This is a genomic window from Rhizobium sp. CB3171 (assembly GCF_029714265.1).
Taxonomy (GTDB): Bacteria; Pseudomonadota; Alphaproteobacteria; order Rhizobiales; family Rhizobiaceae; genus Rhizobium.
This window is the reverse complement of record NZ_CP121652.1, coordinates 1,795,831-1,821,201: the sequence shown is the minus strand read 5'-3', so window position 1 is coordinate 1,821,201 and position 25,371 is coordinate 1,795,831. Positions and strand designations below refer to the sequence as shown.

Annotated in this window: 23 protein-coding genes and 1 other RNA gene; 11 read left to right on the top strand and 13 right to left on the bottom strand. The window is 59.7% G+C overall.

Translation table 11 applies throughout. The features are described 5' to 3' along the window. Positions 1-290 precede the first annotated feature (290 nt). Positions 291-1,304, top strand: coding sequence for a flagellin (locus tag QA648_RS08945; protein WP_283050960.1), 1,014 nt, complete (start codon positions 291-293; stop codon positions 1,302-1,304). Between the two features lie 195 nt (positions 1,305-1,499). Then, a complete protein-coding gene (locus QA648_RS08940; RefSeq protein WP_104825136.1) occupies positions 1,500-2,168 on the top strand; it encodes an OmpA family protein in 669 nt (222 codons plus the stop codon). A gap of 70 nt (positions 2,169-2,238) precedes the next feature. Here the strand turns inward: QA648_RS08940 and QA648_RS08935 are convergent, their stop codons facing one another. Next, positions 2,239-2,646, bottom strand: a complete 408-nt coding sequence (locus tag QA648_RS08935; RefSeq protein WP_283050957.1) for a DUF2000 family protein — start codon at positions 2,644-2,646, stop codon at positions 2,239-2,241. 35 nt (positions 2,647-2,681) lie between these two features. Here QA648_RS08935 and QA648_RS08930 point away from each other — a divergent pair, with 35 nt between their 5' ends. Continuing rightward, the gene (locus tag QA648_RS08930; protein ID WP_283051282.1) at positions 2,682-3,563 is read left to right on the top strand and encodes an AraC family transcriptional regulator; all 882 of its coding nucleotides are present in this window, start codon (positions 2,682-2,684) and stop codon (positions 3,561-3,563) included. A gap of 17 nt (positions 3,564-3,580) precedes the next feature. Here the strand turns inward: QA648_RS08930 and QA648_RS08925 are convergent, their stop codons facing one another. From QA648_RS08925 to QA648_RS08910, 4 genes are all read right to left on the bottom strand, one after another. Next, positions 3,581-4,306, bottom strand: a complete 726-nt coding sequence (locus QA648_RS08925) for an amino acid ABC transporter ATP-binding protein (protein ID WP_283050955.1) — start codon at positions 4,304-4,306, stop codon at positions 3,581-3,583. Next, complete coding sequence (locus tag QA648_RS08920) at positions 4,284-4,943, bottom strand: amino acid ABC transporter permease (RefSeq protein ID WP_104823527.1); 660 nt, start codon at positions 4,941-4,943, stop codon at positions 4,284-4,286. The genes QA648_RS08925 and QA648_RS08920 overlap by 23 nt, the downstream gene beginning before the upstream one ends. Beyond that, positions 4,940-5,611, bottom strand: a complete 672-nt coding sequence (locus QA648_RS08915) for an amino acid ABC transporter permease (RefSeq protein WP_283050954.1) — start codon at positions 5,609-5,611, stop codon at positions 4,940-4,942. Before QA648_RS08915 ends, QA648_RS08920 begins: the two co-directional genes overlap by 4 nt. A 64-nt stretch (positions 5,612-5,675) precedes the next feature. After that, the gene (locus QA648_RS08910; protein ID WP_245463983.1) at positions 5,676-6,449 is read right to left on the bottom strand and encodes a transporter substrate-binding domain-containing protein; all 774 of its coding nucleotides are present in this window, start codon (positions 6,447-6,449) and stop codon (positions 5,676-5,678) included. Positions 6,450-6,977: 528 nt separating this feature from the next. On the opposite strand from QA648_RS08910, the gene QA648_RS08905 reads away from it, so the two are divergent. Together QA648_RS08905 and QA648_RS08900 are read left to right on the top strand one after the other, a co-directional pair. Next, positions 6,978-8,390: an FAD-linked oxidase C-terminal domain-containing protein gene (locus tag QA648_RS08905; RefSeq protein ID WP_283050952.1), complete on the top strand. Its 1,413-nt coding sequence runs from the start codon at positions 6,978-6,980 to the stop codon at positions 8,388-8,390. A 250-nt stretch (positions 8,391-8,640) separates the two neighbouring features. Further along, positions 8,641-12,348, top strand: a complete 3,708-nt coding sequence (locus tag QA648_RS08900) for an AsmA family protein (RefSeq protein WP_283050950.1) — start codon at positions 8,641-8,643, stop codon at positions 12,346-12,348. Positions 12,349-12,456: 108 nt separating this feature from the next. Here the strand turns inward: QA648_RS08900 and QA648_RS08895 are convergent, their stop codons facing one another. From QA648_RS08895 to ssrA, 4 genes are all read right to left on the bottom strand, one after another. Then, positions 12,457-12,669, bottom strand: a complete 213-nt coding sequence (locus QA648_RS08895) for a ribbon-helix-helix domain-containing protein (protein WP_283050948.1) — start codon at positions 12,667-12,669, stop codon at positions 12,457-12,459. A 109-nt stretch (positions 12,670-12,778) separates the two neighbouring features. Further along, positions 12,779-12,973 (bottom strand): DUF4169 family protein, encoded by a 195-nt coding sequence (locus tag QA648_RS08890; RefSeq protein ID WP_283050946.1) that lies wholly within the window; start codon positions 12,971-12,973, stop codon positions 12,779-12,781. A gap of 53 nt (positions 12,974-13,026) precedes the next feature. Continuing rightward, the gene (locus QA648_RS08885; protein WP_283051280.1) at positions 13,027-13,533 is read right to left on the bottom strand and encodes an SspB family protein; all 507 of its coding nucleotides are present in this window, start codon (positions 13,531-13,533) and stop codon (positions 13,027-13,029) included. A gap of 119 nt (positions 13,534-13,652) precedes the next feature. Beyond that, positions 13,653-14,013: a transfer-messenger RNA gene (gene ssrA / locus QA648_RS08880) on the bottom strand. 147 nt (positions 14,014-14,160) lie between these two features. On the opposite strand from ssrA, the gene QA648_RS08875 reads away from it, so the two are divergent. From QA648_RS08875 to QA648_RS08855, 5 genes are all read left to right on the top strand, one after another. Beyond that, positions 14,161-14,955: a thymidylate synthase gene (locus QA648_RS08875; protein ID WP_283051278.1), complete on the top strand. Its 795-nt coding sequence runs from the start codon at positions 14,161-14,163 to the stop codon at positions 14,953-14,955. Between the two features lie 94 nt (positions 14,956-15,049). After that, the gene (locus QA648_RS08870; RefSeq protein WP_283050944.1) at positions 15,050-15,748 is read left to right on the top strand and encodes a dihydrofolate reductase; all 699 of its coding nucleotides are present in this window, start codon (positions 15,050-15,052) and stop codon (positions 15,746-15,748) included. A gap of 233 nt (positions 15,749-15,981) precedes the next feature. Then, on the top strand, positions 15,982-17,103 hold the full coding sequence (gene hflK / locus QA648_RS08865; protein ID WP_104823519.1) for an FtsH protease activity modulator HflK: 1,122 nt from the start codon (positions 15,982-15,984) through the stop codon (positions 17,101-17,103). Next, positions 17,103-18,047 (top strand): protease modulator HflC, encoded by a 945-nt coding sequence (locus tag QA648_RS08860; protein WP_283050941.1) that lies wholly within the window; start codon positions 17,103-17,105, stop codon positions 18,045-18,047. The genes hflK and QA648_RS08860 overlap by 1 nt, the downstream gene beginning before the upstream one ends. 196 nt (positions 18,048-18,243) lie before the next feature. Then, positions 18,244-20,292: a Do family serine endopeptidase gene (locus QA648_RS08855; protein WP_283050939.1), complete on the top strand. Its 2,049-nt coding sequence runs from the start codon at positions 18,244-18,246 to the stop codon at positions 20,290-20,292. 6 nt (positions 20,293-20,298) lie between these two features. Here the strand turns inward: QA648_RS08855 and QA648_RS08850 are convergent, their stop codons facing one another. Genes QA648_RS08850 through serB form a run of 3 tightly spaced genes read right to left on the bottom strand, consistent with a single transcriptional unit; the run spans position 20,299 to position 22,358 of the window. Further along, positions 20,299-20,877, bottom strand: a complete 579-nt coding sequence (locus QA648_RS08850; RefSeq protein WP_283050938.1) for a GNAT family N-acetyltransferase — start codon at positions 20,875-20,877, stop codon at positions 20,299-20,301. Beyond that, entirely contained in the window at positions 20,874-21,437 is a 564-nt protein-coding gene (locus tag QA648_RS08845; RefSeq protein ID WP_283050936.1) for a GNAT family N-acetyltransferase, read from the bottom strand. The genes QA648_RS08850 and QA648_RS08845 overlap by 4 nt, the downstream gene beginning before the upstream one ends. Positions 21,438-21,467: 30 nt before the next feature. Next, the gene (gene serB, locus QA648_RS08840) at positions 21,468-22,358 is read right to left on the bottom strand and encodes a phosphoserine phosphatase SerB (protein WP_283050934.1); all 891 of its coding nucleotides are present in this window, start codon (positions 22,356-22,358) and stop codon (positions 21,468-21,470) included. Here serB and miaA point away from each other — a divergent pair. Continuing rightward, positions 22,357-23,253 carry a tRNA (adenosine(37)-N6)-dimethylallyltransferase MiaA gene (gene miaA / locus QA648_RS08835; protein ID WP_283050932.1) on the top strand — a complete coding sequence of 299 codons (897 nt, stop codon included), beginning with the start codon at positions 22,357-22,359 and terminating at the stop codon, positions 23,251-23,253. The two genes, serB and miaA, sit on opposite strands and share 2 nt — an antisense overlap. Before the next feature lie 6 nt (positions 23,254-23,259). Here miaA and QA648_RS08830 read toward each other — a convergent pair whose 3' ends face one another. Further along, a complete protein-coding gene (locus QA648_RS08830) occupies positions 23,260-25,308 on the bottom strand; it encodes a DUF87 domain-containing protein (RefSeq protein ID WP_283050930.1) in 2,049 nt (682 codons plus the stop codon). Positions 25,309-25,371: the final 63 nt, after the last annotated feature.

Here is a 25,371-nt window from a genome sequence, read left to right as displayed (position 1 = left end):
GCATTGCGTGCGAAGGCGACCAGGCTCCGGGCGGCGGAATGATCGCAACCTGAACGCGATAACGATTTTCTGATCGAGGGCGATTTATGGTAAATTGCCAGTTTCCATTATCGCTTTCTTAAGCATGATTGCTAATCATAGCGCCTGTAACCGCTCGAGTTTCAGGCGCTGTTTTTTTGCCGGACTCCACCTTCGCCGACTTCGGTTGGCCCGCGCGCATGAGCGCCCGCGGCATGGTTCCAATGTCTTCATGTATCTGTTGTGTATCGTTGCGTCCGGAGTCCTGTGTCGTGAGTATTTTTTCGACCTTCATAAGGGTAAGTTCCCCTGTCAATACAGCCCTTGAAGTCCTTCGAAACACACAGGCGGATCTGAATGTCGCACAGCGTCAGATGTCATCCGGTCTGCGTGTGCAGACCGCTAAGGACAACGCCACTTACTGGACGATCTCGACATTGACGCGCACCGATATTGGCGCCGTCTCGGCCGTGCAGGATGCGCTGGGGCTTGCTGCTGCCACGGTCAGCACCGCCTCCACGGGCATCACCAGCGCAATCGATATCGTCACTCAGATCCGGTCGAAGCTGGTGACTGGCTATGAGGGCAGTGTCGATAAGACCAAGCTCAACGACGAGATCTCCGAACTTAAGGACCAGCTTCGCAGCGTCGGCGAGTCGACGAGCTTCAACGGCGTCAACTGGGTCGTGCTGCAGAACGGTGACGATCCGACCGAGCCACACGAGATCCCGGGCTCCCTCATCCGCCACACCGATGGCACGGTTTCGATCGGCATGCTGAATTATGAGGGTGTCAGCTCGACCAGCGGCCCCATCGTCTCGACGGATGCACGATATCTGATCGACGATCGTTCAAACGGCACGGGCGGCTATGGCGTGCTCACTTCCACCGCTTTTGCGACGGAAGCGGGAGCAGCCGAGAACTATGTGCTGATCGGCAGCCAGAATGGCGACACCAGCGGGCAGGTAGAAATCTCGCTCGATGCTAATACGACACAGGGCGCCGTGACCGACATGGTCAACACCGTCACCGCCATGCTGCATCAACTGAACACCATAGGATCGGCCTTCGGCTCGTTGGAAACGCGCGTCAGTCTGCAAAACCAATTTGCCAGCAATCTCAGCGATTCGCTGACGAGTGGCGTCGGCAAGCTGGTCGATGCCGACATGGAGAGGCAATCAAGCAGGGTATTGGCGCTGCAGACGCAGCAGCAACTGGGATTGCAATCATTGTCGATTGCCAATGCCAGCTACGATACGGTGAGACAACTCTTCCAAAACCTCTGACGGCGGAAGCCTGGATTTCAAGGGGAATAGATCGGCGGAGCGGATCCAATCTCCTTGAACTGGTTAGTTTGGAAGAAAACGCTCCAGAATAGTGGCCGGGCAGCCCGGCCGCGGGTGGACGAAAATTATATTTCATCATATTGCCGCAATGCTTCATATCTGCTGCGGACCATCGAACCGGAGAGCGACGATTCTATGATCAAGAAATTTGCCATCCTTGCCGTCTCGGCAGCCTTTCTCAATGCATGTACGACAACCGATCCCTATACGGGAGAGCAGAAAGTATCCAACACGGCGGGAGGCGCCGCGATCGGTGCCGGCGTTGGTGCGGTTGCCGGTCTTCTCATCGGCCACTCGCCGGCATCGCGCCGCAATGCTGCGCTGATCGGCGCCGGCGTCGGTGCGCTTGCGGGTGCCGGCATCGGCAATTACATGGACCAGCAGGAATCCGAGCTGCGCGCGCAGTTGCAGGGTACTGGCGTCTCCGTAACGCGCGTCGGCGACCGCATCATCCTCAATATGCCGTCGGCCATTACCTTCGACATCGACCAGGATGCGATCAAGCCGGAATTCGATCCGACGCTGAATTCGGTCGCGATCGTGCTTCGCAAGTTCAACCGCACGCTGATCGACGTCAACGGCCATACGGATTCGACCGGCAGCCTGCAGCATAACCAGGAACTGTCCGAACGCCGCGCCGATTCGGTTGCCAGCTATCTCGGCAGCCAGGGCATCGACCAGCGCCGCATGTCTGCCGTCGGCTTCGGCCCGAGCCAGCCGGTCGCCACCAACGCCAGCGAAGCCGGCCGTGCGCAGAACCGTCGCGTCGAAATCCAGATCGCGCCCATTACCCAAAACGGCTGATCTGACGTAGACATTCAAACAAGGACGGCCGGGTTTTGCGACCCGGCCGTTTTGTTTGACCGCTGCCCGTTCACGAGTGCATCGTCGCGCCTTTGGTGATCTTGTCGACGACCTTCTTGTCCGCGCGCAGCGCGATGCCAACCACCTTGGCGTCCTCAGGCGTAAATTCGGAGAAGACGGCGCGATTGGCGACATCGTGGCCGGTTGAGAACATTTCCTCGATGAAGATCGAGGAGGTGACGTTGCGCTCCAGCGAGCGGCGATGAATCGTGCTCATGGTTTCTTCGTTGGCCGACAATACGATCATCGGCTGGATCGATAGCGCGTTGTAGAGGTTGCCGGCGCGATCGCGATAGGGTTCGCCGATCATGTCAGGAAATTGCCCGGCAATGCCGGTCGCCAGGAAAGCAGTCACGTTCAGTTTCTGCCAGGATTCAAGATTGCTTCGCAGAACGATCGCGATTTTGGTATTGAACATGGGTGATCTCTCTTATGCAGTCTGGGAATGAGCCTTTGCGCGAGGATGTTGCCGGCCATATCTTCGAAGGTCTTGAACGTTCGTGCACGATGCCGGAAGCAAACCGCATCGTCTCTGCACCCGCTTACCCCGGCATCGAGCGTATTCAGGCGCAATTCCATGGTGATGCGTTCGAGCCGCACCGGCACGATACCTATGCGCTCGGCGTCACCATCCGCGGCGTGCAGACCTTCAGCTATCGCGGCGAACGGCGCTACAGCCTGCCGGGCCGGGTGATTGTTCTTCATCCGGATGAGCTGCATGACGGCGGTGCCGCGACCGACGACGGCTTGCTCTACCGCATGCTTTATCTCGAACCGTCGATGCTGATGCAGTGCCTGGAAGCCGCGCGCATTGGCCTGCCCTTTGTCGAGGACCCGGTGGTCGAGGACGATCGTCTTGCCGGCTTGCTGCTGGCCGCCCTCGGCGAGCTCGACCGCGAGCTGGATGAACTCTTTGTCGATGATTTTATCTCAAGGGTGGCCGAAGGGCTTGCTTCGCACGCACGTCTGCCGCAAAAGCCGTTGGGGAGCCTGGCTTGGGGCCAGGTGAAGACAGCGCGCGATTATCTGGAAGCACATGCCATGCGCGGCGTCCGCTCGCAGGAGCTGGAACGAATCACCGGCCTCGATCGCTTTGCGCTCTCACGGCATTTCCGCGCCGTTTTTGCCACCAGCCCGCATCGCTTCCTGCTGATGCGGCGGCTGCAACGGGCGAAAGGAATGATCGCCGATGGCGAGCCGATCGCCGAAGTCGCTGCGGCCACCGGGTTTGCGGATCAAAGCCATCTGACACGGCATTTCAAGAAGGCGTTCGGCATGGCGCCGGGCGCCTGGGTCGGCATGCTGGGAACTGCTGGGGCACCGGTTCGAGGTTAACCGGCGGCTGAGAGCTCTCAGTGCAGGCCGAGAAACTGTTTGAGTTCCGGGGTCTGCGGATTGGCGAATACATCGCCCGGCGGACCGATTTCGTGGACGCGACCCTGGTGCATGAAGACGACGCGCGAGCAGACGTCACGAGCGAACTTCATTTCGTGTGTCACCATCAGCAGCGTCATGCCTTCGCTGGCAAGTTCGCGGACGACTGCGAGAACCTCCGCTACCAGCTCGGGATCGAGCGCGGAGGTGATCTCATCGCAAAGGAGTGCGATCGGCTGCATGGCAAGCGCGCGGGCGATGGCAACGCGCTGCTGCTGTCCGCCGGAAAGTTCGTCGGGATAGGCGTCGAATTTGTGCCCGAGGCCGACGCGATCGAGCATGCGCCGCGCCATTGCCTCGGCATCGGCCTTGGAGGCCTTCTTGACGACCATCTGCGACAGCATGACGTTCCGCCCGGCGCTCAGATGCGGAAAGAGATTGAACTGCTGGAAGATCATGCCGACCTTTAGCCGCAAGGCCTTCAAATGCAGATCATCGGGCAGGAGCTGTGCGCCGGCGACCGAGATTGCGCCGTCATCGATCGTTTCCAGCCCGTTGATGCAGCGCAGCAGCGTCGATTTGCCCGAGCCGCTCTTGCCGATGATGGCGATCACTTCGCCGGGCGCGACATCGAGGTTGATGCCTTTCAGCACTTCGTTTGCGCCGAAATTCTTGCGGACTTCAGTGACCTCGATGAGCGACATTGAGCTTCCTCTCCAGGATCTGGCTGCTCTTCGACAGCGGCCAGCACAGGGCGAAATAGATGAGGGCGACGAAACCGTAGACGGTGAACGGCTGGAACGTCGCGTTGGTGATGACCGTGCCGGCTTTCGAGAGTTCGACAAAGCCGATGATCGAGGTCAGAGCCGTGCCCTTGACCACCTGCACGGAGAAACCGACTGTGGGCGGCACGGCGATGCGAAGCGCCTGCGGCAGGATGACGTAGCGCATCTGCTGGAGGTAGCCCATGCCAAGGCTGGCAGAGGCTTCCCATTGGCCCTTTGCCACGGCCTCGACGCAGCCACGCCAGATTTCGGTGAGAAAAGCGGCTGACCAAAGGATCAGAGCAACGCCGGCCGCCAGCCATGCCGGTACGTCGATGCCGAAGAGCCCAAGGCCGAAGAAGGCCAGGAAAAGCTGCATCAGCAGCGGCGTGCCTTGAAAGAGCTCGACGAAATATTTGACCATAGTGCGCGCGGCCCGGTTTTTGCCAATGCGCAGAAATAGCAAGATTGCGCCGACAGCACCGCCGCCGGCGAAAGAAATGAGCGAGAGCAGAACTGTCCAGCGTGTGGCCAGAAGCAGACCGCGCAGAATGTCCCAGGTGGAGAATTGAATCATCGGCGAACCCTGCGCGGGAAAATCAGGCCGCCCACAACGGCAAGTAACTGCCGCAGGATGACGGCCAGACCCAGATAGATTGCGGTGGAAACGAAATAGGCCTCGAAAGCGCGGAAGGAGCGCGACTGAATGAAATTCGCCGCAAAAGTCAGGTCCTCCGCGGCGATCTGCGAGACGACCGAGGAGCCGAGCATGACAATGACGACCTGCGACGACAATGCGGGCCAGATGCGCTGGAGTGAGGGCACTAGGATGACGTGGCGGAAGGTCTCGAACGGCGTCATTGCGAGGCTGGCGCCGGCCTCGAACTGGCCGCGTGGCGTCGCCTGGATGCCGGCACGAATGATCTCGCAGCTATAGGCGCCGAGATTGATGACCATGGCAAGGTTGGCGGCAGCGATCTCGTTCATGTGAATGCCGGCGGCGGGCAGACCGAAGAAGATGAAGAAAAGCTGGATCAGGAACGGCGTATTGCGGATCAGCTCGACATAGGCAGCGACGAAAGGCTTGAGCCAGCGAGGCCCCAGCGCCCGCGCCCAGGCACAGGCGATGCCAAGAGCGATACCGACCGCAGAGCCGACGAAAGTCAGCTCCATGGTGACGAGAATTCCCTTGATCAGGACGGGATAGTATTCGGCAAGCCAGCCGAAATCGAAGTGATAGCGCATGAGAAGGTGCCTCGCTCGGCCCGGACCGCGCCATCGGAAGATGGCACGGCCGATGCTCTGTTGATCAGAAGCCGGCGGGGAGGGCCGCGCCCAGCCATTTCTGCGATATCTTGGTCAGCGTTCCATCGGCCTTGGCGGCGGCGATAATGTCGTTGACCTTTTTCTGCAGGGCGGGCTCGTTCTTGTTCAGGCCTATGAAGCAGGGCGAATTGGTGATGAGGAACTTCATCTCCGGCTTCTTCGGCGGGTTCTTGGCGAGAATGGCCGCTGCAACCACGTTGCCAGTGGCGATGAGATCGACCTGACCCGAGAGGAAGGCGGAGATGGTGCCGTTGTTGTCTTCATAGCGCTTGATCGTCGCGTCCTGCGGCGCGACCTTCGTCAGCGCGAGATCCTCGATGGCGCCGCGGGTTACACCGATCGTCTTGCCGGAAAGATCCTCGGGCTTGGCGGCCGCAACATCGGCAGAACCGAAGACGCCGTTGAAGAAGGGTGCGTAGGCGTCGGTGAAGTCGATGACGGCCTGGCGCTCGGCATTTTTGCCCAGGCTCGAAATCACCAGGTCGACCTTGTTCGTCTGGAGATAGGGGATGCGGTTGGCGCTGGTCACCGGCACCAGCTCGGTCTTCACGCCGAGCTTTTCGGCGATCAGGTTTGCCATGTCGATATCATAGCCCATGGGTGCCATGTCCGCCCCGACGCTGCCGAAGGGAGGAAAGTCCTGGGGAACGGCGACGCGGAGCGTGCCCTTCGCGGTAATATCGCTCAAGGCGTCCGCCCGGGCTGCGTGTGGGCTCGAAAGCGCCCCCATCGTCAGCATCGCCATACCGAGTGCCATGAGCAATTGTCTACGCTTCATCGAATGTCCTTCCAATCGTGGCTATGTCAAAGCTGCGGGGTAAAACGCAAGACATGTGCCAGTCGCGGGACGGCATAGTTTCCCGTCAAGCGCGTGCTTTTTGCGAGAGCTTTGTGCGGTGTAAATCGAATTCTGCCCAAAAAAATTGCAGATTTTGCATTTCGCGTCGTTTGCCATCGCTTATGAACGACAACGTGCGGCCATATTGGTTTCCTTCGATAGCGCTGGCTGGACAGGCCGGTTCCTATTGCCCATACAACCCATGCGGGCGAGGGAGATCGGTCCGATGGCTTTGATGGGTGCTATGGCGGGCAGGGGCGTGTGGCCGCTATCGTACCAATGATTTTTCGTGCCGGTTTGCGGCCGCGCCGAATGCTTGCCGTCACCGTGTCTCGCGCAGGCAAACCACAGGCTATTTTCGTGACTGGACAGCGTCGCGCTGATGTCTCATAGAACCGCGAAAAGGGTTAACATTTCCTTTTTTGATTGTGATGGGAGATCTGAACGATGGCTCTGACTGATACGAAGGCGGGGATACGCAACGAGGCGGGCATTGCTGCCGTTCTCGGCATCCTGAAGCAGGCCTTCGGCGAGCGTTTCCAGACCGGCGAGAGCTTTCGGGCCCAGCATGCCCACACGACCACCTATATCCCGGCGCAACTTCCGGACGGGGTGGTTTTTGCCGAGACGAGCGCGGACGTGCAAACGGTCGTCAAAGCCTGCGCCGAGCACAAGGTTCCGGTTATCGCCTTCGGCACAGGTTCTTCTCTGGAAGGGCAGGTGAATGCGCCGCAGGGCGGAATATCGATCGATTTCAGCCGGATGAATCGGGTGCTTGAAGTGAATGCCGAGGATCTCGACTGCACGGTCGAGCCTGGCGTCACCCGCGAACAGCTCAACACATATCTGCGCGATACCGGCCTGTTCTTCCCAATCGATCCTGGCGCCAATGCCTCGATCGGCGGCATGGCTTCGACGCGTGCTTCCGGCACCAATGCGGTGCGCTACGGGACGATGAAGGACAATGTGCTCGCCGTAACCGCGGTCACCGCCAATGGCGAGGAGATCCGCACCGCCCGCCGCGCCAGGAAATCGTCCGCCGGCTATGACCTGACCCGGCTCTTCGTCGGTGCCGAGGGAACGCTCGGCGTCCTGACGTCGGTGACGCTGCGGCTGCAAGGCATTCCGCAGAAGATCGCCGGCGGCGCCTGCGCCTTTCCGAATGTGAAGGCAGCTTGCGACGCGGTCATCATGACCATCCAGATGGGCGTTCCGGTTGCTCGCATCGAACTGCTGGACGCCGTCCAGATGCGCGCCTGCAATCGCTATTCCGGCTTGACCTATGACGAGCGGCCCACCTTGTTCCTAGAATTTCACGGTACGGACGAGACGGTCGCGCTGCAATCGGCGCAATTCGCAGAGATCGCGAGCGAATGCGGCGGCGGGGAATTCCTCTGGACCAGCAATCTCGAAGAGCGCAACAAACTCTGGAAAGCGCGTCACGATGCCTATTGGGCATCGCGGGCTCTGGCGCCGGAACTGGCGGCCTTGTCGACGGATGTCTGCGTGCCGATCTCGAAACTTGCCGAATGCGTTGCAGCGACCCAGGCCGATATCGAGGAACACGGATTGCTGGCGCCGATCGTCGGTCACGCCGGCGATGGCAATTTCCACGTCCTGGTGCTGTTCGATGACAAGACGCCGGAAGGTATCGCCGTCGTCGAGGCCTTCGTTGCCCGGCTGAACGGGCGGGCGCTCGCGATGGAGGGTACCTGCACCGGCGAACATGGTATAGGGCAGGGCAAGATGTCGTTTCTCGAACAGGAGCTTGGCGGCGCCGTCGATCTGATGCGCCAAGTCAAGCAGGCGCTCGATCCTGATGCGATTTTCAATCCCGGCAAGATATTCCACAGTCATTGAAAAATGGAATATTGCCAAGATCTTGGCTTGCCCCCGGCGTGAATGGCGTTAGGCTAGACCATCCCGTTTTCATATGGCGTCATGGAAAGCGGTGGAGATGCCCTAGATTTGCAGCATGGTCCAAGAATTGCGATGCGGTTCTGGATAGGAAAGCAGGCTTAAGCCGAAGATCTGGGATGTCTTTTGCATGTCCGCTTCGCTATGTGACGCTTGATATCGTAATTGGAATGCAGAATGGAGACGGTGTGCATTGTTAGGTAAGGTCCTGGTTTTTCTGGGGGGAGTGCTCGTAGTGGTGCTGTTCGTGGCGCTGCTCGCTCCGCTCTTCATAGACTGGACCGATTTTCGCAAGAATTTCGAGGATCAGGCGAGTCGGATCATCGGAAAGAAGGTGACCGTTCACGGCACCGTTGACGCCCGCCTTTTGCCTTTTCCTTCCGTGACATTGCATGACGTCCGCGTCGGACAGGAAGCCGACGGGACGCCATTGGTGCAGATCGCCCAATTCTCCATGGACGCCGAGCTGGCGCCGTTCCTGTCCGGCGAAGCGCTGATTTTCGACATGCGCGTTTCCGAGCCGAAAGTGCGTCTGCGGCTGTTGAAGGACGGGACGCTCGACTGGATGCGCGGCAGCCAGCCGGAAATCCCTGCCAAGTCGGTGGTGCTCGAGGGCGTGCATGTCGATGGCGGCGATATCCAGTTCATCGACGAGCAATCTGGCCGCACCCGGCACATAACCGGTCTCAACGCGCAAATGTCCGCCCGGTCGCTGGCGGGACCCTGGCGAATCGATGGCGATGCGGTGCTCGACGGCGAGCACGGCAATTTCAGCATTTCCAGCAGCCAGCCTGACGATAATGGCGTCTTGCGCGTCCGCACCCGGCTCTTGCCGGACCGCCATCCGCTCAATGTCGACCTCGACGGCGAATTGAAGCTGGTCAACAGCAAGCCGGATTATATCGGCATGTTTACGGCGGGGATTGAGGACAAGCAGACACATAAACCTGCCGACGAACAGGTTCAGCCCCGTGTCAAAGGTCGATTCGAGCTTACCAACGAGCGCATACGGGTTTCGGAATATCGTCTCGAAGTGGGTACCGCGGACGATCCCTATGTGGTGACGGGGGAGGCGACGCTGGACACCGGCACCAAGCCGGAATTCCTGCTGACGGCCGACGGCCAGCAGATCGACGTCAACCGCCTCGGCAACACGCAGGGCACGAGCGGCAAGACCAACCGCAATCCCACCATTTCGGCGCGCCAGCGACTAAACAGCCTGATTGCCATTGCCGCCGAAATTCCGGTGCCGCAGGTGCCCGGCAAGGCGACTTTCCGCCTGCCGGCGATCGTTGCCGGCGACACGACCATCCGCGACGTACAGCTCGATCTGGAGCCTGCCGGAACCGGCTGGAAGATCGATCACGCCATCGGCATGCTCCCTGGCCGCACCCAGGTGGAGGCCAAGGGCAATTTGATGCTGCAGGGCGATCCGAATTTCATCGGTAATCTCGTGGTCGCCTCCAATCAGCCATCCGGTCTGGCATCCTGGCTGGTGGGTTCGGTCGATCCGGCGATCCGGCAGTTGCGACAGGCCGGTTTTTCCGCCGATGTCAGCCTGCGTCACGAGGAGCAGCGCTTCGAGAATCTTGAAATCGCCGTCGGCTCGGCGACGCTCAAGGGCCAGCTCGACCGGCAGGCGCCGGCAAACGACCAGGCGCCGAGGCTTGCCGTCGATCTCAGCGGCGATGCGCTCGATCTCGATGCGCTGAGGGCGCTGACAGGGCTGTTCACCGGTCAGGATGCCGGCGAGACCTTGCTCGATCACCGGATTACGGCCCATCTGAAAGCGGACAAATTCGCCGCGTTCGGCGTGCAGGCCGACAATGTCGAAACGTCGTTTTCGATCGCCGATGGCGCACTCACGCTCGACAAGCTTGCCGTGCGCGATGTCGCCGGTGCCGAGCTTACCGCAACCGGCCGTGCCAATGGTTCGCTGCTGGACTACAAGGGGTCGGGCGAAATCACCTTCAAGGCGGCCGATCCCGGTCCCTTCTTTGATATGCTGAGCCAGCATCTGCCGCATCACCCGGCGATGGACCGGCTGGTGCGAAACGCTGCATGGTATGGAAATACCGCGCTTCGCGGCGCGCTGACGCTGGGCGGCGACCAGGGCGATGGGCTGGCGGTAACGCTTGCCGGCGTCTCCAACGGCAGCCGCGTCAATCTCGATTACCGCATGTCCGACCTGTTGGCGCTGACCGGCAAAGGGACGACGACGCTTGAAGCAACGCTCGAAAATTCCGTGACCTCGATCCTGTTTGGGCAGGCGGGCCTCGATCCGCTGCCCGTCGAAGCGGATGCCAATGGCCGTCTGACGCTGAAGGTGACGGCAAACGGCACTGATCCGGCGGATGCGGCACTCACCTTCGCCACCGACAAGACCTCGTTCACCGCAAACGGCAAGGTCGATGTGCGTCCCGCAACCTTCCTCAACGGCAAAATCGCGCTATCGCTCGAGAGTGCCGATCTTGATCCCTATTTCGTCATGAACGGCATCGGCGTACCGCAGATGGGCACGGGCTTGCCGGTCAAATTCCAGGCGAATGCCGCGCTCGATGCCGGCAAGATCGTATTCTCCGATATGAAGGGCCTGCTTGCCGACAACAATGTTTCGGGCGCGCTCACCTTCGACCGCAAGGCGCCGAATATCAAGGCTACCGGCCAATTGACGCTCGACAAGGCCGATCTCGGCTGGCTGGGCGAAGCAATCTACGGGCCGGTGACGGATGCGATGACGGGCAACCTCACCAAGGCCAAGCTGGGGTTGCCGATGTTCAGCGGGCTTGATCTCAACGTCAAGCTTTCGGCCAAGCAGTTGTGGCCGGGCATCTTCGGCCCGATCTCGGATTTCAGTACGAACGCTGCCTATAAGGGCGAGGAGCTGCGGCTGAACGACATCGCCGGCGCTTGGAACGGCGGTACGCTTAGCGGCAATTTGATGTTTGCGAACTCGGACGGCACCGGGCTGATGCAAACGAAACTCAACCTCGCCAATGGCGACCTTGCCGCGGTTGCCTGGCAGCGCGATGGCGCGCCGCTCGCCAATGGCCGCTTCGGTTTGGGACTGAGCATGGAAGCGAGCGGCAAGAGCCTGGGGGAACTGGCTGCCAACGCCAGCGGCTCGGGCGAGATCAAGCTTGGCGACACGCATGTCCGCGGCCTCAACCTCTCCGTTTTGCCGCCGCTGTTGTCGGCGACGGACCAGATCCAAGGTGAGATCACAGCCGATAAGGTGCTGCCGATCGTCCAGACATTGCTCAACAATGGCGAGGCGGCATTGCCGGCCATCAACATACCGTTCAATATTTCGACCGGCGTCATCCGTGCTGCCAATATCAGTGCCGGCAATGACCTGGCGAAGCTTTCGGGCAATGCCGAGATCAGCCTGCCGGATGAGCGCATCCGTGGCTCCATGGGCATCGATTTCAATGCCGGCAACGAGGCGCTGAGCGGCGCCGAGCCGGCATTGCGCCTCGATTTCGCCGGTCCGTTGGCGACGCCGGGTCGGACGATGGACGTTACCGACATTACCAGCTTCCTGTCGCTGCGCGCCTTCGAACGCGAGCGCCAGCGCGTCGAGCGGCTTCAGGCAAGCGTATTGGAAAAGCAGCGGCTGCGGCGCGAGGTGGCGCTCTACAAGTACACTGCCGTCGCACGCGAAGCCCAGCGTCAGCGCGATGCGGCAGTCGAGCAGCAGCGTAGCGCCGAAGAGAAGCGCTTGAGGGAACTGGCGCGCAAGGCCGAGGCAGAAAAGCAGGCGGAAGCCGCAGCCAGGGCGAAGGCGAGTGCGGAAGCCCGAGCGAAGGCGGAAGCGCAGCAATTGCCTGCTCTCAACGGACAGGTGCCGCAGACAGGGGCGCCGCTGAACTTTAACAATCTTCCCGGCATCGCTCGATAGATCATTCTCCATCGACCATGCGAAATCCGCCGCTTTCGTCGCTGGGAGCGGGGATGCTATTGAGTAGAGAATGAAGTGACTAAGCGCCCTCGTTCAAGGCGGGGCGTTTCAGGTGCGATCCTTCAGCCATTTCAGAACATAGAGCCGAAGCGCCGAGGAAAGGTTGCTTGCCGGATCGCGGCCGTCGTCGATCTCTGAGATCAGAGCCGCAAGCGACGTCCCGCGCGCATTGGCGATCGCCTTCAGTTCGGCCCAGAAGGCGTCTTCGAGGGAAAAGCTGGTGCGATGGCCATGCAGCGTGGCGGAATGTTTGCGGATCATCGGCGGATCGATCAAAAGTTCGGAAACGGAAGAGGTAATTCTAAAAATGATTCAAAATGCTGGGGTAAGCGATTGATTTCGGAGGGCTATAGACTTTCAGCTCGGTATTTCAATCGTCTGTTTTGGATGGCTCGATATGGCCGGCCTCGTGTGTTTTCGCGGCCTTTTCATTGAGCGCCTTGGTCAACTGCTTCTCCGCCTTGGTGCGGCCGAAGGTAACACGGTTCTGCTCCGCCTGCTTTTCTTTTTCCAAGCGTGTCTGTTTCTTGCGGAACTGGCGCAGATTGACGATTTCGGCACTCATCGATGGTTCCTCACGGCCGATGTGAAAAGGGGAAGCGCCTGCTTCCCCGGATGCTATTGCTTCTTGCGGAATGCGTCGAGGGAGACGACCGATCCCGGCTTCTTCTCCTCGCCGTCCTTGGCGGCCGCGGGCTCCTCGCTGCCCTCGGCCGATACCGGATAGGCGGTGATCTCGCCGGACGGCACTTCCTCGTCCTCGGCGAGCGGCACGTCGAATTCCAGCTCGAAATTCACGGACGGATCGTAGAAGCCCCGGATGGCATTGAACGGGATGACCAGCTTTTCCGGAACGTCGGAGAACGAAAGACCAATCTCGAACTGGCTCTCGGTAACCTTCAGGTCCCAGAACTGATGCTGGATGACGATGGTCATCTGCTCGGGATATTTCGACTTCAGGTGCTGCGAAATGCGCACGCCGGCCGCACCCGTCAGAAAGGTGATGAAGAAATGATGGTCACCGGGCAGACGGCCGGTGGTGCCGACCTCGGTCAACACCTTGCGGATGACCCCACGCAGGGCGTCCTGTGCCAAAATGTCGTAGCGGATATGATCCTGCCCCATACTTTCCTGTCTTTCGTTGGCCATGTTTTTTCTAAGGCTTATGCCACGCCCTGCGCCGACGGGAAACCCCCGTGCGCGAGTCAACGCCTGATCATACATAATATCGAAGAGAGGGAGAAGGTGAAGGCTTCTGTTGCCAGGTGCCTTCGAACCCCGCCTAAGAGTGCGACCCCTTAGGACTTTATTTGAAGTGCCACACTGCGATTAAGCAGCGAGACGAGCTTCCGCATAGTTGTCGTTTGCAACTACAATTTTAGCCCGATAACGGTGGTACAATGCCGAGCGAAAAGTCGATCTTTACACCCTTGTCGATCCTGTTTCGCCCCCATCAAAAGCCGGTCTTGCCCGACCAGTTTTTGGTGGAGGCGCCGGGTACCGCCCCCGGGTCCAATAGGTTTATTACACCGCTCATTTATCGCCATAGCCGGCCCGAAGACCGGCATGGCTGATATAGTGTTTTCCTCAGGCGAATGGAAGGGGATTTGTCATAAATGCTTCGCCGAAACACAGGTTTGCCATAACAAACGACGGCCGGATGGGAGAATTCCAGGGATTATGCTTGCCCGCAGTTGGTTTCGTGCCGACTTGCCATTAAATTGAGGAGGAATGGAATCGGCGGCGGGTGCGATGAAGCAATATCTCGATCTTTTGAAGCATGTGATGGACACCGGCATCGACCGCGGCGACCGTACCGGCAAAGGCACGCGCTCGGTCTTCGGTTACCAGATGCGCTTTGACCTTTCCGAAGGTTTTCCGGTACTCACCACCAAGAAGCTGCATCTGCGCTCGATCATCCACGAGCTGCTGTGGTTCCTGAAGGGCGAGACGAATATTCGGTATCTCAAGGAGAATGGCGTTTCTATCTGGGATGAATGGGCCGACGAAAACGGCGATCTCGGCCCGGTCTACGGCCATCAATGGCGTTCCTGGCCAGCTCCGGACGGCCGCCATATCGATCAGATCGCCAATCTGATCGAAGGGCTGAAGACCAACCCGAATTCCCGCCGCCATATCGTTTCGGCCTGGAATCCGGCTGAGGTGGACGAAATGGCGCTGCCGCCGTGCCATTGCCTCTTCCAGTTCTACGTCGCCGATGGCAAGCTTTCCTGCCAGCTTTACCAGCGCTCCGGTGACACCTTCCTCGGCGTGCCCTTCAACATTGCCTCATACGCGCTGCTGACGTTGATGGTAGCGCAGGTCACGGGGCTGAAGCCTGGCGACTTCGTGCACACGCTGGGTGATACGCACATCTATTCCGACCATTTCGAGCAAGCCAGGCTGCAACTGACCCGCACCCCGAAAAAACTGCCGACCATGCGCCTTAATCCGGCGGTGAAGAACATCTTCGATTTCAAGTTCGAGGATTTCACGTTGGAAGGCTATGAGGCCGACGCCAATATCAAGGCGCCGATCGCCGTCTGAGGAGCAGATTTACCTTGCGGTGCCCAGTTTCGCAAACTATGGACGGGCTCCGTTTGGTTTTCTGACTGGTAGCGAAGTTGTGTGCTCTAAGCTGATGAACAAGAAAGTTAAAAGAGTGCGGATGCCGTCTGCATTCTCTATCGTTGCGCGTAGCTATCCTGATCAGATCATTGGCGTAGACAATTCCCTCCCGTGGCATTTAAGAACAGATTTACAGCTTTTTAGAAAACGTACCGTTGATCATGCTGTAATTATGGGAAGAAAGACATTTGAATCTATTGGGCGGCCTCTTCCTAATAGAACTAATATCATCCTGTCGCGCACAGAGCCGGATTTTTTGGAAAAATTTCCATCACTAAAGTGGGCTCAAAATCCAGAAACGGCTCTTTTTATTGCAGATGTGGATTCTATTATCTCAGGAAAAATGCAATTTTTTATAATTGGTGGTGACCAGATATATAAAGTATTTGGATCTTATATAAATACTATATTTGTTACCGATGTATACTGCGGTCATATTAACGGTGACGCAAAATTTGATGTAGACTTTGGTGCTCGTTCTCCCGGCGAGAAAGGTGAATGGATGGTCAAATGGGAGGAGGAATACCCGAAAACAGAATTTGATGAGTATCCATTTCGGGTAACTCGTTACAATCGGCGCAAGCCATTCCATAGATACCGGGTTAAAGAGGAACTCATGGGCAGAGTTCCAGATTTTGATGAGCTGCTGGAACAGTATGAGCTAAAACTGGCGCTTGAGCCGCCAGAGGATCAGCTAGATTTATTTGATTGAGATGGTTCATTGTACGTCGTTCGATCAAGTTGCCCGCTGCGATGAGTTTTCCTCAGCAGGCGAAAAGCATAAAAGCTGCCCGCGAAAATCAACTATTTTCCAATAAATCCGACGAACTTCCTGAAGTTGCGTTGAAAGCAGATGCGCCGATACCTATAACGGGAGACAATCGCCGCCGCCTGCGAATTTCAAAGTCTGCGCGATACTGGGAGTCCACAAACAAAGAGGTTTTGATGCCCTGGAGCAATCAGAATGGCGGCGGCGGCCCGTGGGGCGGCGGTGGCGGCGGAAACAATCAGGGGCCTTGGGGGCAGGGACCGAACCGGCCGCGGGGAAGCGGCAGCGGTGGCCCGCCGGATCTTGAAGACATCATCCGCCGTGGTCAGGACCGTCTGAAGGGACTTGTCCCCGGCGGCTTCAACGGCGGCGCCTTTGTCATCGTCGCGGCGGTCATCGTCGTTTTCTGGCTTATCCAGTGCGTCTATACGGTTCAGCCGGACGAGCGCGGCGTCGAATTGCGATTTGGCGAGCCGCGCCCGGAAGTGTCAATGCCCGGCCTGCATTTCCATTTCTGGCCGATGGATCGTATCGAGATCGTCAAGGTTACCGAACAGCAGCGTAATATCGGCGGCCGTTCGAGCTCGAGTTCGAATGCCGGCCTGATGCTGACGGGCGATCAGAACATCGTCAACGTGCAGTTCTCGGTGCTCTACACAGTCACGAACCCGCAATCCTACCTCTTCAACCTCGAAACTCCCGACGAGACGCTGCAGCAGGTTGCCGAAAGCGCCATGCGCGAGGTGGTTGGCCGCCGTCCGGCCCAGGATATCTATCGCGACAATCGCCAGCAAATCGCGATCGAGGTAAGAAACATCATTCAGGATACGATGGACCGATATGGCTCGGGCATTTCCATCAACGCCATACCGATCGAGGATGTGTCGCCGCCGCGCGAAGTGGCCGATGCCTTCGACGAGGTGCAGCGCGCCGAGCAGAACGAAGACCAGCAAGTTCAAGAGGCCAATCAATACGCCAATCAGAAGCTCGGTCAGGCTCGTGGTCGTGCGGCGCAAATCCGTGAAGACGCGGCTGCTTACAAGGACCGTGTCGTCAAGGAAGCCCAGGGTGAAGCGCAGCGCTTCGTCTCCATCTATGACGAATACGTGAAAGCGCCGGAAGTGACCCGCAAGCGGCTGTTCCTCGAAACCATGGAGTCCGTTATCGGCAATTCCAACAGCATCATCATCGACGACAAGCAGGGCGTCGTGCCCTACCTGCCGCTGAACGACCTCGGCAAGCAATCCACGACGCAGTCGGGTAAGCCCGCGACCGCACCTCAGCCGGAGGCCAAATAATGACGTCCAGCCGTTTGCCAGCCATTCTCATCGCGCTCGCGGTGGTGCTGCTGATCGTTTATTCCTCGGTTTTCGTGGTCAATGCCCGCGAACAGGCGATCGTTCTGCGCTTCGGCCAGATCCGTGCCGTCAAGACGGAGCCGGGCCTCTACTTCAAGCTGCCCTTCGCCTTCATGGATGCCGATCGGGTGCAGTATATACAGGACCAGGAGCTGCGCTTCGATCTGGACAATATCCGTGTCCAGGTTTCGGGCGGCAAGTTCTATGAGGTCGATGCTTTTGTCGTCTACAGGATCACCGATGCGCGGAAGTTCCGCGAGACGGTGTCGGGTGATCGCGATGCGGCGGAATCGCGCCTCAGGACCCGCCTCGATGCATCGCTGCGCCGGGTCTACGGTCTGCGCGGTTTCGAAGCTGCCCTATCGAACGAACGCGCTTCGATGATGACGGAAGTGCGCGACGACCTGCACCGCGATGCAGAGTCCCTCGGGCTGAATATCGAGGATGTGCGCATCCGCCGTACCGACCTGACCCAAGAGGTGTCGCAGCAGACCTACGACCGCATGAAGGCCGAACGCCTGGCGGAAGCCGAGTTGATCCGCGCACGGGGCAACGAAGAAGGCCAGCGCCGCCGCGCCATTGCCGATCGTCAAGTGGTCGAAATCGTGGCGGATGCACAGAAGGATTCGGAGGTCCTGCGCGGCCAGGGCGAGGCCGAGCGCAACGGCATCTTCGCGGATGCCTCCTCGCGCGATCCGAGCTTCTACGAGTTCTATCGCTCGATGGCCGCCTATCGCACGTCGCTTGCTTCAGGCGGCAAGACGTTGGTGCTGCCGCCGAACCAGTCGGAATTCTTCAAGTATTTCGATAGTTCGGTCGGTTCGGCTCCTGCAGCGGGTGCTCCCGGGCTGGCTGCGCCGTCCACGACGACGCCTGCGAAATGATGTGAGGCAACCTGCCGAAATCCAAGGGGCTGCCTGTTGGCGGCCCCTTGTCTTATGTTTGATGGCATCAATCTTACCTTGGATAAAAAGGCCGGATGGACGTTCGGGGATTTCGCAAAAAGGTGATTTCACGCTTCATCATTCCGCCTTATGTTGATGCTTATACAAGACTTCCCTTTCTCGATGAGGATGCCTGATGGCTTTGACCAATCGCCTGCCTTTCAGACGTTCGTTCGCTCTTCTGGCCAGTGTGGCGCTGATTACCGGTCCCACCCTTGCAGGCGTCGATCGGGCGTATGCGCAGACGACACAGACGCCTTCGACGGATACGACGACGCCGAATAGCGGCGCGGCTCCAGGCGCACAGGTTCCCGCCAATTCCGCGACGGACGCGCCCGCGTCAGGCTCGGCTACGGCGCCGGCGACCGGTTCGTCGGCTGCGCCAAGCGGCGAGATGAAGACCGAAACGCAGGCGCCAGCCAATTCCGGGACGACAGCGCCGGCAACAACCGGCGAGACGGGTCAGGCTCCAGCCACGGGCTCTGCCAGCGCACCCAACGGCAATGCCGTGTCCGGCACGCAGCCGCCCGCGACCTCCAACGGCCAGACCCCAGCCACGGCGACCAATCCGGCGCAGGCTCCGATGGGCGGCTCGACGGCAACGACGACCGAAAATCCAGCCGTCGTGCCCAACACGCCGCCGCCGGTCACGGGCAATCCGGCAATGAATGCCGGCCCGGCTTCGGTTGCGGATCTGGCATCCGGTCTGCTGGACGCAGTGGTCAACATTTCCACCTCCCAAAAGGTCAAGGATGAGGGCGATGGCCCGGCGACACCCAAGGTGCCGGACAACTCGCCATTCCAGGAATTCTTCAACGACTTCTTCAAGAACCGGAACAACGAAAACAGCAACCGCAAGGTCAGCTCTCTCGGTTCCGGCTTCGTCATTGATCCATCCGGCTATATCGTCACCAACAACCACGTCATCGAGGGCGCCGACGATATCGAAGCGATCTTCCCGAACGGCACCAAGCTGAAGGCGAGGTTGATCGGCACCGACACCAAGACCGATCTTTCCGTGCTCAAGGTGGAACCGAAGCATCCGCTGATAGCAGTGAAATTCGGCGATTCCAGCAAGATGCGGATCGGCGACTGGGTGATGGCGATCGGCAATCCCTTCGGGCTCGGCGGCTCGGTGACCGTGGGTATCGTGTCGGCCCGTGGTCGCAATATTAATGCCGGTCCCTATGACAATTTCATCCAGACGGATGCGGCGATCAACAAGGGCAATTCCGGCGGGCCGCTCTTCAACATGAAGGGTGAGGTGATCGGCATCAATACGGCGATTATTTCGCCGAGTGGCGGCTCGATCGGCATCGGCTTCGCCGTGCCGTCCGAACTGGCAGAAGGTGTCGTCAAGCAGCTCATGGATTTCGGCGAAACCCGTCGCGGCTGGCTCGGCGTGCGCATCCAGCCGGTGACCGACGATGTTGCCAACAGCCTCGGGCTCGACAGCGCCAAAGGCGCGCTGGTGGCGGGCGTCATCAAGGGCGGACCGGTCGATAACGGCTCGATCAAGGCCGGCGATGTCATCCTGAAGTTCGATGGCAAGGATGTTGACGAGATGCGCGACTTACCGCGCGTTGTCGCCGAAAGCCCCGTCGGCAAGGAAGTCGATGTCGTCATCATACGCGACGGCAAGCAGCAGACCGTCAAGGTTACGCTTGGCCGGCTCGAGGACAGCGACCAGGCAGCCGCAGCCAGTGCCGGCGACAGCAATCAGGGCGACAAGGGCGGCGGCGACAAGGCACCCCAGCTTGCGCCCAATGATCATGGCGGTCGCGACGGCGTCATCAATCCCGACGAGGGGGATGAAGACGATGACGGAGCGGACGGCCAGGACCAGGACAACGATCAGCAGCAGCAAGCGCCGCAGCCGCAGGCTACCCAGGACGTGCTCGGCATGAGGCTTGCGACCCTCAATGCCGAAAACCGCAAGAGCTTCGGCATTGCCGACAGCGTCGACGGCGTGGTGATCACCCAGGTCACTCCGGGTTCGGCCGCAGCGGACAAGGGGTTGAAGCCCGGCGAAGTCGTCGTCGAAGTGGCACAGGAATTCGTGCAGACGCCGACGGCTGCCTCGGAAAAGGTCGCAGCGTTGAAGCGGGAAGGCCGCCGCAATGCGCAGATGATGATCGCCTCTCCGAATGGCGATCTGCGTTTCATCGCGGTAGCGCTGGAATAGGCTGCTTCAACGTTCCGTAGCCTGCATCTGCCGCTGGTGCCATTCTGCAGCGCTGAGGCGATAGAGCGCATGGCGCTTCAATTGCGGATGAGTGGCGGGAATATCGGGGTGGTCGAACGCGCCGGCCGGATCCGGACGCATGCCAATCCTTTGCATGACGGCCAAGGCGCGGTGATTATTGTGCACGGCGATGGACACGATTTCATCGAGTTTCAGCGTCTCGAAACCATGGCGCAACAGGGCCGCGCCTGCCTCGCTGGCATAGCCCTGACGCCAATTCCCTGCTGAAAGTCGCCAGCCGATTTCGACGGCGTTTTCGGGAAGGAACGGTTCAAGTTTCGGCCTTGAAAGTCCGCTGACGCCGATCGGCTTGCCGCTCTGCTTCAACGTCAGCACGAGAAGATCGAAACCGTCTTCCGGCGTCAGTCCGCTGATCATGTCGAAGACGGCATCAGCGTCTTCACGGCTGCGGCGGAAGGGAAAGAATTCGAGGACATCGGGATCGGAACTCAGTTCATAGAAGAGTTCGCGGTCGCTTTCCCGGCACGGGCGCAGGATGAACCGCGGCGTCTCGATGATCGTCATTGCAGGGCGCGCCACTCGGCTGCGGTGAGGCGATAGAGCACGTGACGCTGCAGGTGAGGGTAGGTATCAGGAACGCCGGGGTGGTCGAAATCCCCGCCTTCGACCCGATGCATGCCGATCCGCTCCATTACCGATGTCGAGCGGATATTATTATGAACCGCGAAGGACACGATCTGGTCGAGAGCGAGCGTTTCGAAGCCATAGGCAAGCAATGCCCGCGCCGCCTCGCTGACAAATCCCTTGCCCCAATATCGCGCCGCAAGCCGCCAGCCGATCTCGACGGTACCCGCCGGTACGAACGGTTCCAGATGGTTCGTCTGCGCCAGTCCGCAAAAGCCAAGCGCCTCACCACTTGCCTTGAGCTCCAGGGCATAGAAGCCAAGCCCGGTCTCAGCGATCATGGATTGGACGCGTTCGAAAAAGGCGTTGGCTTCCTCACGATTGCGGCGGAATGGAAAGAACTCCATGACGGCCTCGTCGGAGTTGATCTCGTAGGCAAGTTCGCGATCCGCCTCGCGCCAGTTCCGGATGATGAGTCGGTCGGTTTCGGTGATGATCATCTGAGCCCCGATCCCGGCGATTGCGCCGTTCTATGGTTTGATGAAATCCGTTTTCCTGTAGCCCTGGATATAGAGCAGGGCGGTCAGGTCGCCGTGGTCGATGCGCATCTTGGCCTGGGCAGCCACGGTTGGTTTGGCGTGCAGGGCGACGCCGGAGCCGGCGAGTTGCAGCATGCCGAGATCGTTGGCGCCATCGCCGACTGCCATCGCGTCATCCGGGGAGATACCGAGCTTTTCGGCAATAGTGTTGAGTGCGTCAACCTTGGCTTGCATGCCGAGAATGGGTTCGGCGACAAGGCCCGTCAGCACGCCATCATCTTCCAGCAGGACGTTGGCGTGGTTCTCGTCGAAATCCAAGGCGGCCGCGATGCGGCTCGTAAAGATGGTGAAGCCACCGGAGACGAGGGCGCTGTAATAGCCCTTGGTTTTCATGGTGGCGATCAGTTCCGCCCCGCCGGGAGTGAGGGTGATGCGTTTGGCGATGACGTCATCAACGACGGAGAGCGGCAGGCCCTTCAGCAGGGCCACGCGCTCACGCAAAGCCGGCTCGAAGGCGATCTCACCATTCATGGCGCGCGCGGTGATGTCGGCGACCTTTTCCTTCAATCCGACCTCGGCGGCCAGTTCGTCGATGCATTCCTGGCCGATCATGGTGGAGTCCATGTCGGCGATCAGCAATTTCTTCCGGCGCGTCTCCGCCTCCTGGATGACCAGGTCGATCGGCGCGCCGGCAATGACGGCGAGAATGTTGGCTTCCGCTGCCCGCAGGTCGGCGTCGTCGCGCAGCGCAATATCGCAGGCGATGCCGTCGGCCAGCCAATAAAGTCCCAGCGCCTTGACGGCGTCCGCCGCTCGCTCGGCGATTGCCGGAACGAGAACGGGGTTTGACGGATTGGCAATAAGCGTGGCAACGAAGGCCATGAGCAGAAACCTTATAAGCGATATCGACGCGATCCTGATAACCGGGCCGACCGCCAGCGGCAAGTCCGCGCTTGCCGTGGAATTGGCGCGCGCGCATGACGGCGTGGTCGTCAATGCCGACAGCATGCAGGTCTACGACACATTGCGCGTGCTGACGGCTCGGCCATCCGAAGCGGAGATGCAAGGCATTCCTCATCATCTTTATGGCCATGTGCCGGCAAGGCAAGCCTATTCCACCGGCGCCTGGCTGCGCGAGGCTGCCGAGTTGGTGGCGCAATTGCGCGGCGAGAAACGGCTGCCCGTTTTTGTCGGCGGCACGGGGCTGTACTTCAAGGCTCTGACGGGTGGGCTTTCCGACATGCCCGAGATCCCCGCGGAGATTCGCAGCCGCCTGCGGGAGCGGTTGTTGATGGAGGGAGCCGAGGCGCTGCATCGGGAGCTTGTTATTCGCGATCCAGCCGTAGCGGAAAGCCTCAATCCTCAGGATGGCCAGCGCATCGTGCGTGCCCTGGAAGTGATCGAGGCGACGGGACAATCCATCGCCGCTTTTCAGGGCAAGACCGGTCCCGTTATCGTCGATGCCGATCGTGCGCGAAAGATCATCGTGCTGCCGGATCGCGCGGTCTTGCATCAGCGCATCAACGGCCGTTTCGAAAAGATGCTCGCCATGGGTGCTGAGGATGAAGTGCGGGCCTTGCTGGCATTGAAACTGCCGGACGAGATGCCCGTCATGAAGGCGATCGGCGTCACGCAGATTGCTGCGATGCTACGCGGCGAGATGACGCGTGAGGAGGTTCTTGAAACCGGTGCTGCCGCGACGCGGCAATATGCCAAGCGGCAGATGACCTGGTTTCGCAATCAGATGGATGAAAGCTGGGAGCGGATTAGTCCGTAGTCCGCGTCAGTCCTTACTATAGAGGCTGCTCAGCGGCTTCTTCAGGATACTGTCGCGCAACGAGAGGCCGCCTTCGCGCCGCACAGACGGAGCGGGCTCCTTCTCCGAAGGGGATGGACTGCTTGTGTTGTCGCCGCCTCGGAACTCTCGGCGCAGCTCGGCAAGTCTGCTATCGATCGACGTCTGGGGAGCTGCGCTAAAAGCCGAAGCCGCCGTGGCGCGCGGCAGCATGTCGGGCCGATAAGGCTCTATCGGTGGCGGATCAATTCGCACCGGCTGGGGCTCGGATATTGCGGCAGGCTGATCGAAATCGTCATCGCCAATGTCCTCGTCCATATAAGCGGCCGGCTCGCTTGAGGCCTTATAGCTCTGCTGAAAGGCAGAGATGTCGGGACCGGAGATCGAGCGCATGCGGCCGACGATGGTGCGCAAGTCGACGGTATCGGGTGATTCCTCGCTCGTTCTTGCGATGCTACCGCTGGCCTTCGGCAGTAGGTTTTCTTCGACGCGGGAAAAGCGCATGCGCATGGGGACTGCAATGGCTTCGCCGAAGGCGATGGCTTCGCCGTTGCCGATCGAAGACAGGAAGCTCGTCGTCGAAATTGAGGAGTTCGGGATTGCCGACCGTATGATGTCCTGGTCGCGATCGTTTGCGAGGCGCATGGCGAACAGCGTCGAGCATTGCGACAGGATCGTCTGATCAAGTTCGCCCGGACGCTGGGTGATGATGCCGAGCGACACACCGTATTTGCGGCCCTCCTTGGCGATGCGGGCAATCGCCTGCCGCGTTGGGAAGAAGCCGAGGTTCGGGTCGGCGGGGATATAGCGATGCGCTTCTTCGCAGACGACCAGCATATGGATCGCCCCTTCGCTCCAAAGCGCAAGCTCGAAGGCCATGCGGCAGAGAACGGAGGCGACGGAATTGACTACTTCGGAGGGAATGCCGGCGAGCTGGAAGGTACAGATCGGCTTGTCATCACCGGGAATACGAAAGATCTGCGCGATCGTCTCCATGATCGTGTCGCTGATCGTATTGTTGGAGAACATGAAATGATAACGCGGATCGTTGATCGCCGAGATGACGCGCATCTTCAGAGAGCGCAAATGCGGTTTTTCCTGCCGGCCTTCGAGGCGGCCGATGCGCTCGTCGATCAGGGCCAGCAGATCGGCCATGCGATAGGGAACCGGTGTATCTGCTGTCACCGAGCTTTTTTCCGTCTGACGGCGCATCAGCGGCGAGTCACTGCCGCGAAAGGCGCGCTTCGCTTCGGGAATAATATCGCGCAGCATATCCAGTTCGTCGGGGATCGGCGGCCGGCCCCGGAAGACAACCTCGGCAAACTCGTCGAGCCGCATCAGCCAGAAGGGCAGGTCGAGCGTATCCGTATCGACGACGACAGAATGCTTGGGAAAGGCGGCGGCGAATTCGTTGTGCGGATCGAGGATCAGCACGCGCAGTTTGGGATCGGAGACGATTGCCTTGTGCAGCAGCAAGGAGACAGCGGTCGATTTGCCGACGCCGGTGGAGCCGACCACGGCGAAATGCTTGGCCAGCATCGAAGGGATATGAATGGCGGCGTCGATGCTTTCATCCTGCGTCAGCTTGCCGATGACGCAACTGCTGTCCTTGCCGGCATCGAAAATGCGCATGAGATCGGCGGCGCGGATACGGTGAGCGATGGCGCCGAGATAGGGATAGGCGGAAATGCCGCTGGAAAACTCTTCGCGGCCGTTTGATCCGACGCGGACTTCGCCCAGCAGTTCCACTTCGATGCGGAAAAGATTGTCCTGTCCTTCGCCCCAGCCGGTATTGCCGGTGTTCATGGCGTAGACGAGAGCTGCGACGCGATTGGAGCCTACGCTGATCGAGATCAGTTTGCCGACGGACCAAAGCTCGGTCAGATCGGTACCGCCATCCTCGGCGACTGCGGCGATGGTTGCCCTGGAACCGGTGCACGCGACGACACGGCCGAGGAAGCGATTTCCCGGCTTCAGATTGTCGCGGCGATCAAGGTCCCCAGCTTTGCCGGACGTCTGCAAATCATTATTGAGCAAACGGCTACTCCCAGCGTTAAGACATGGAACATAGGGAAGGTGGCTTAACAAAACCCTTAGCGC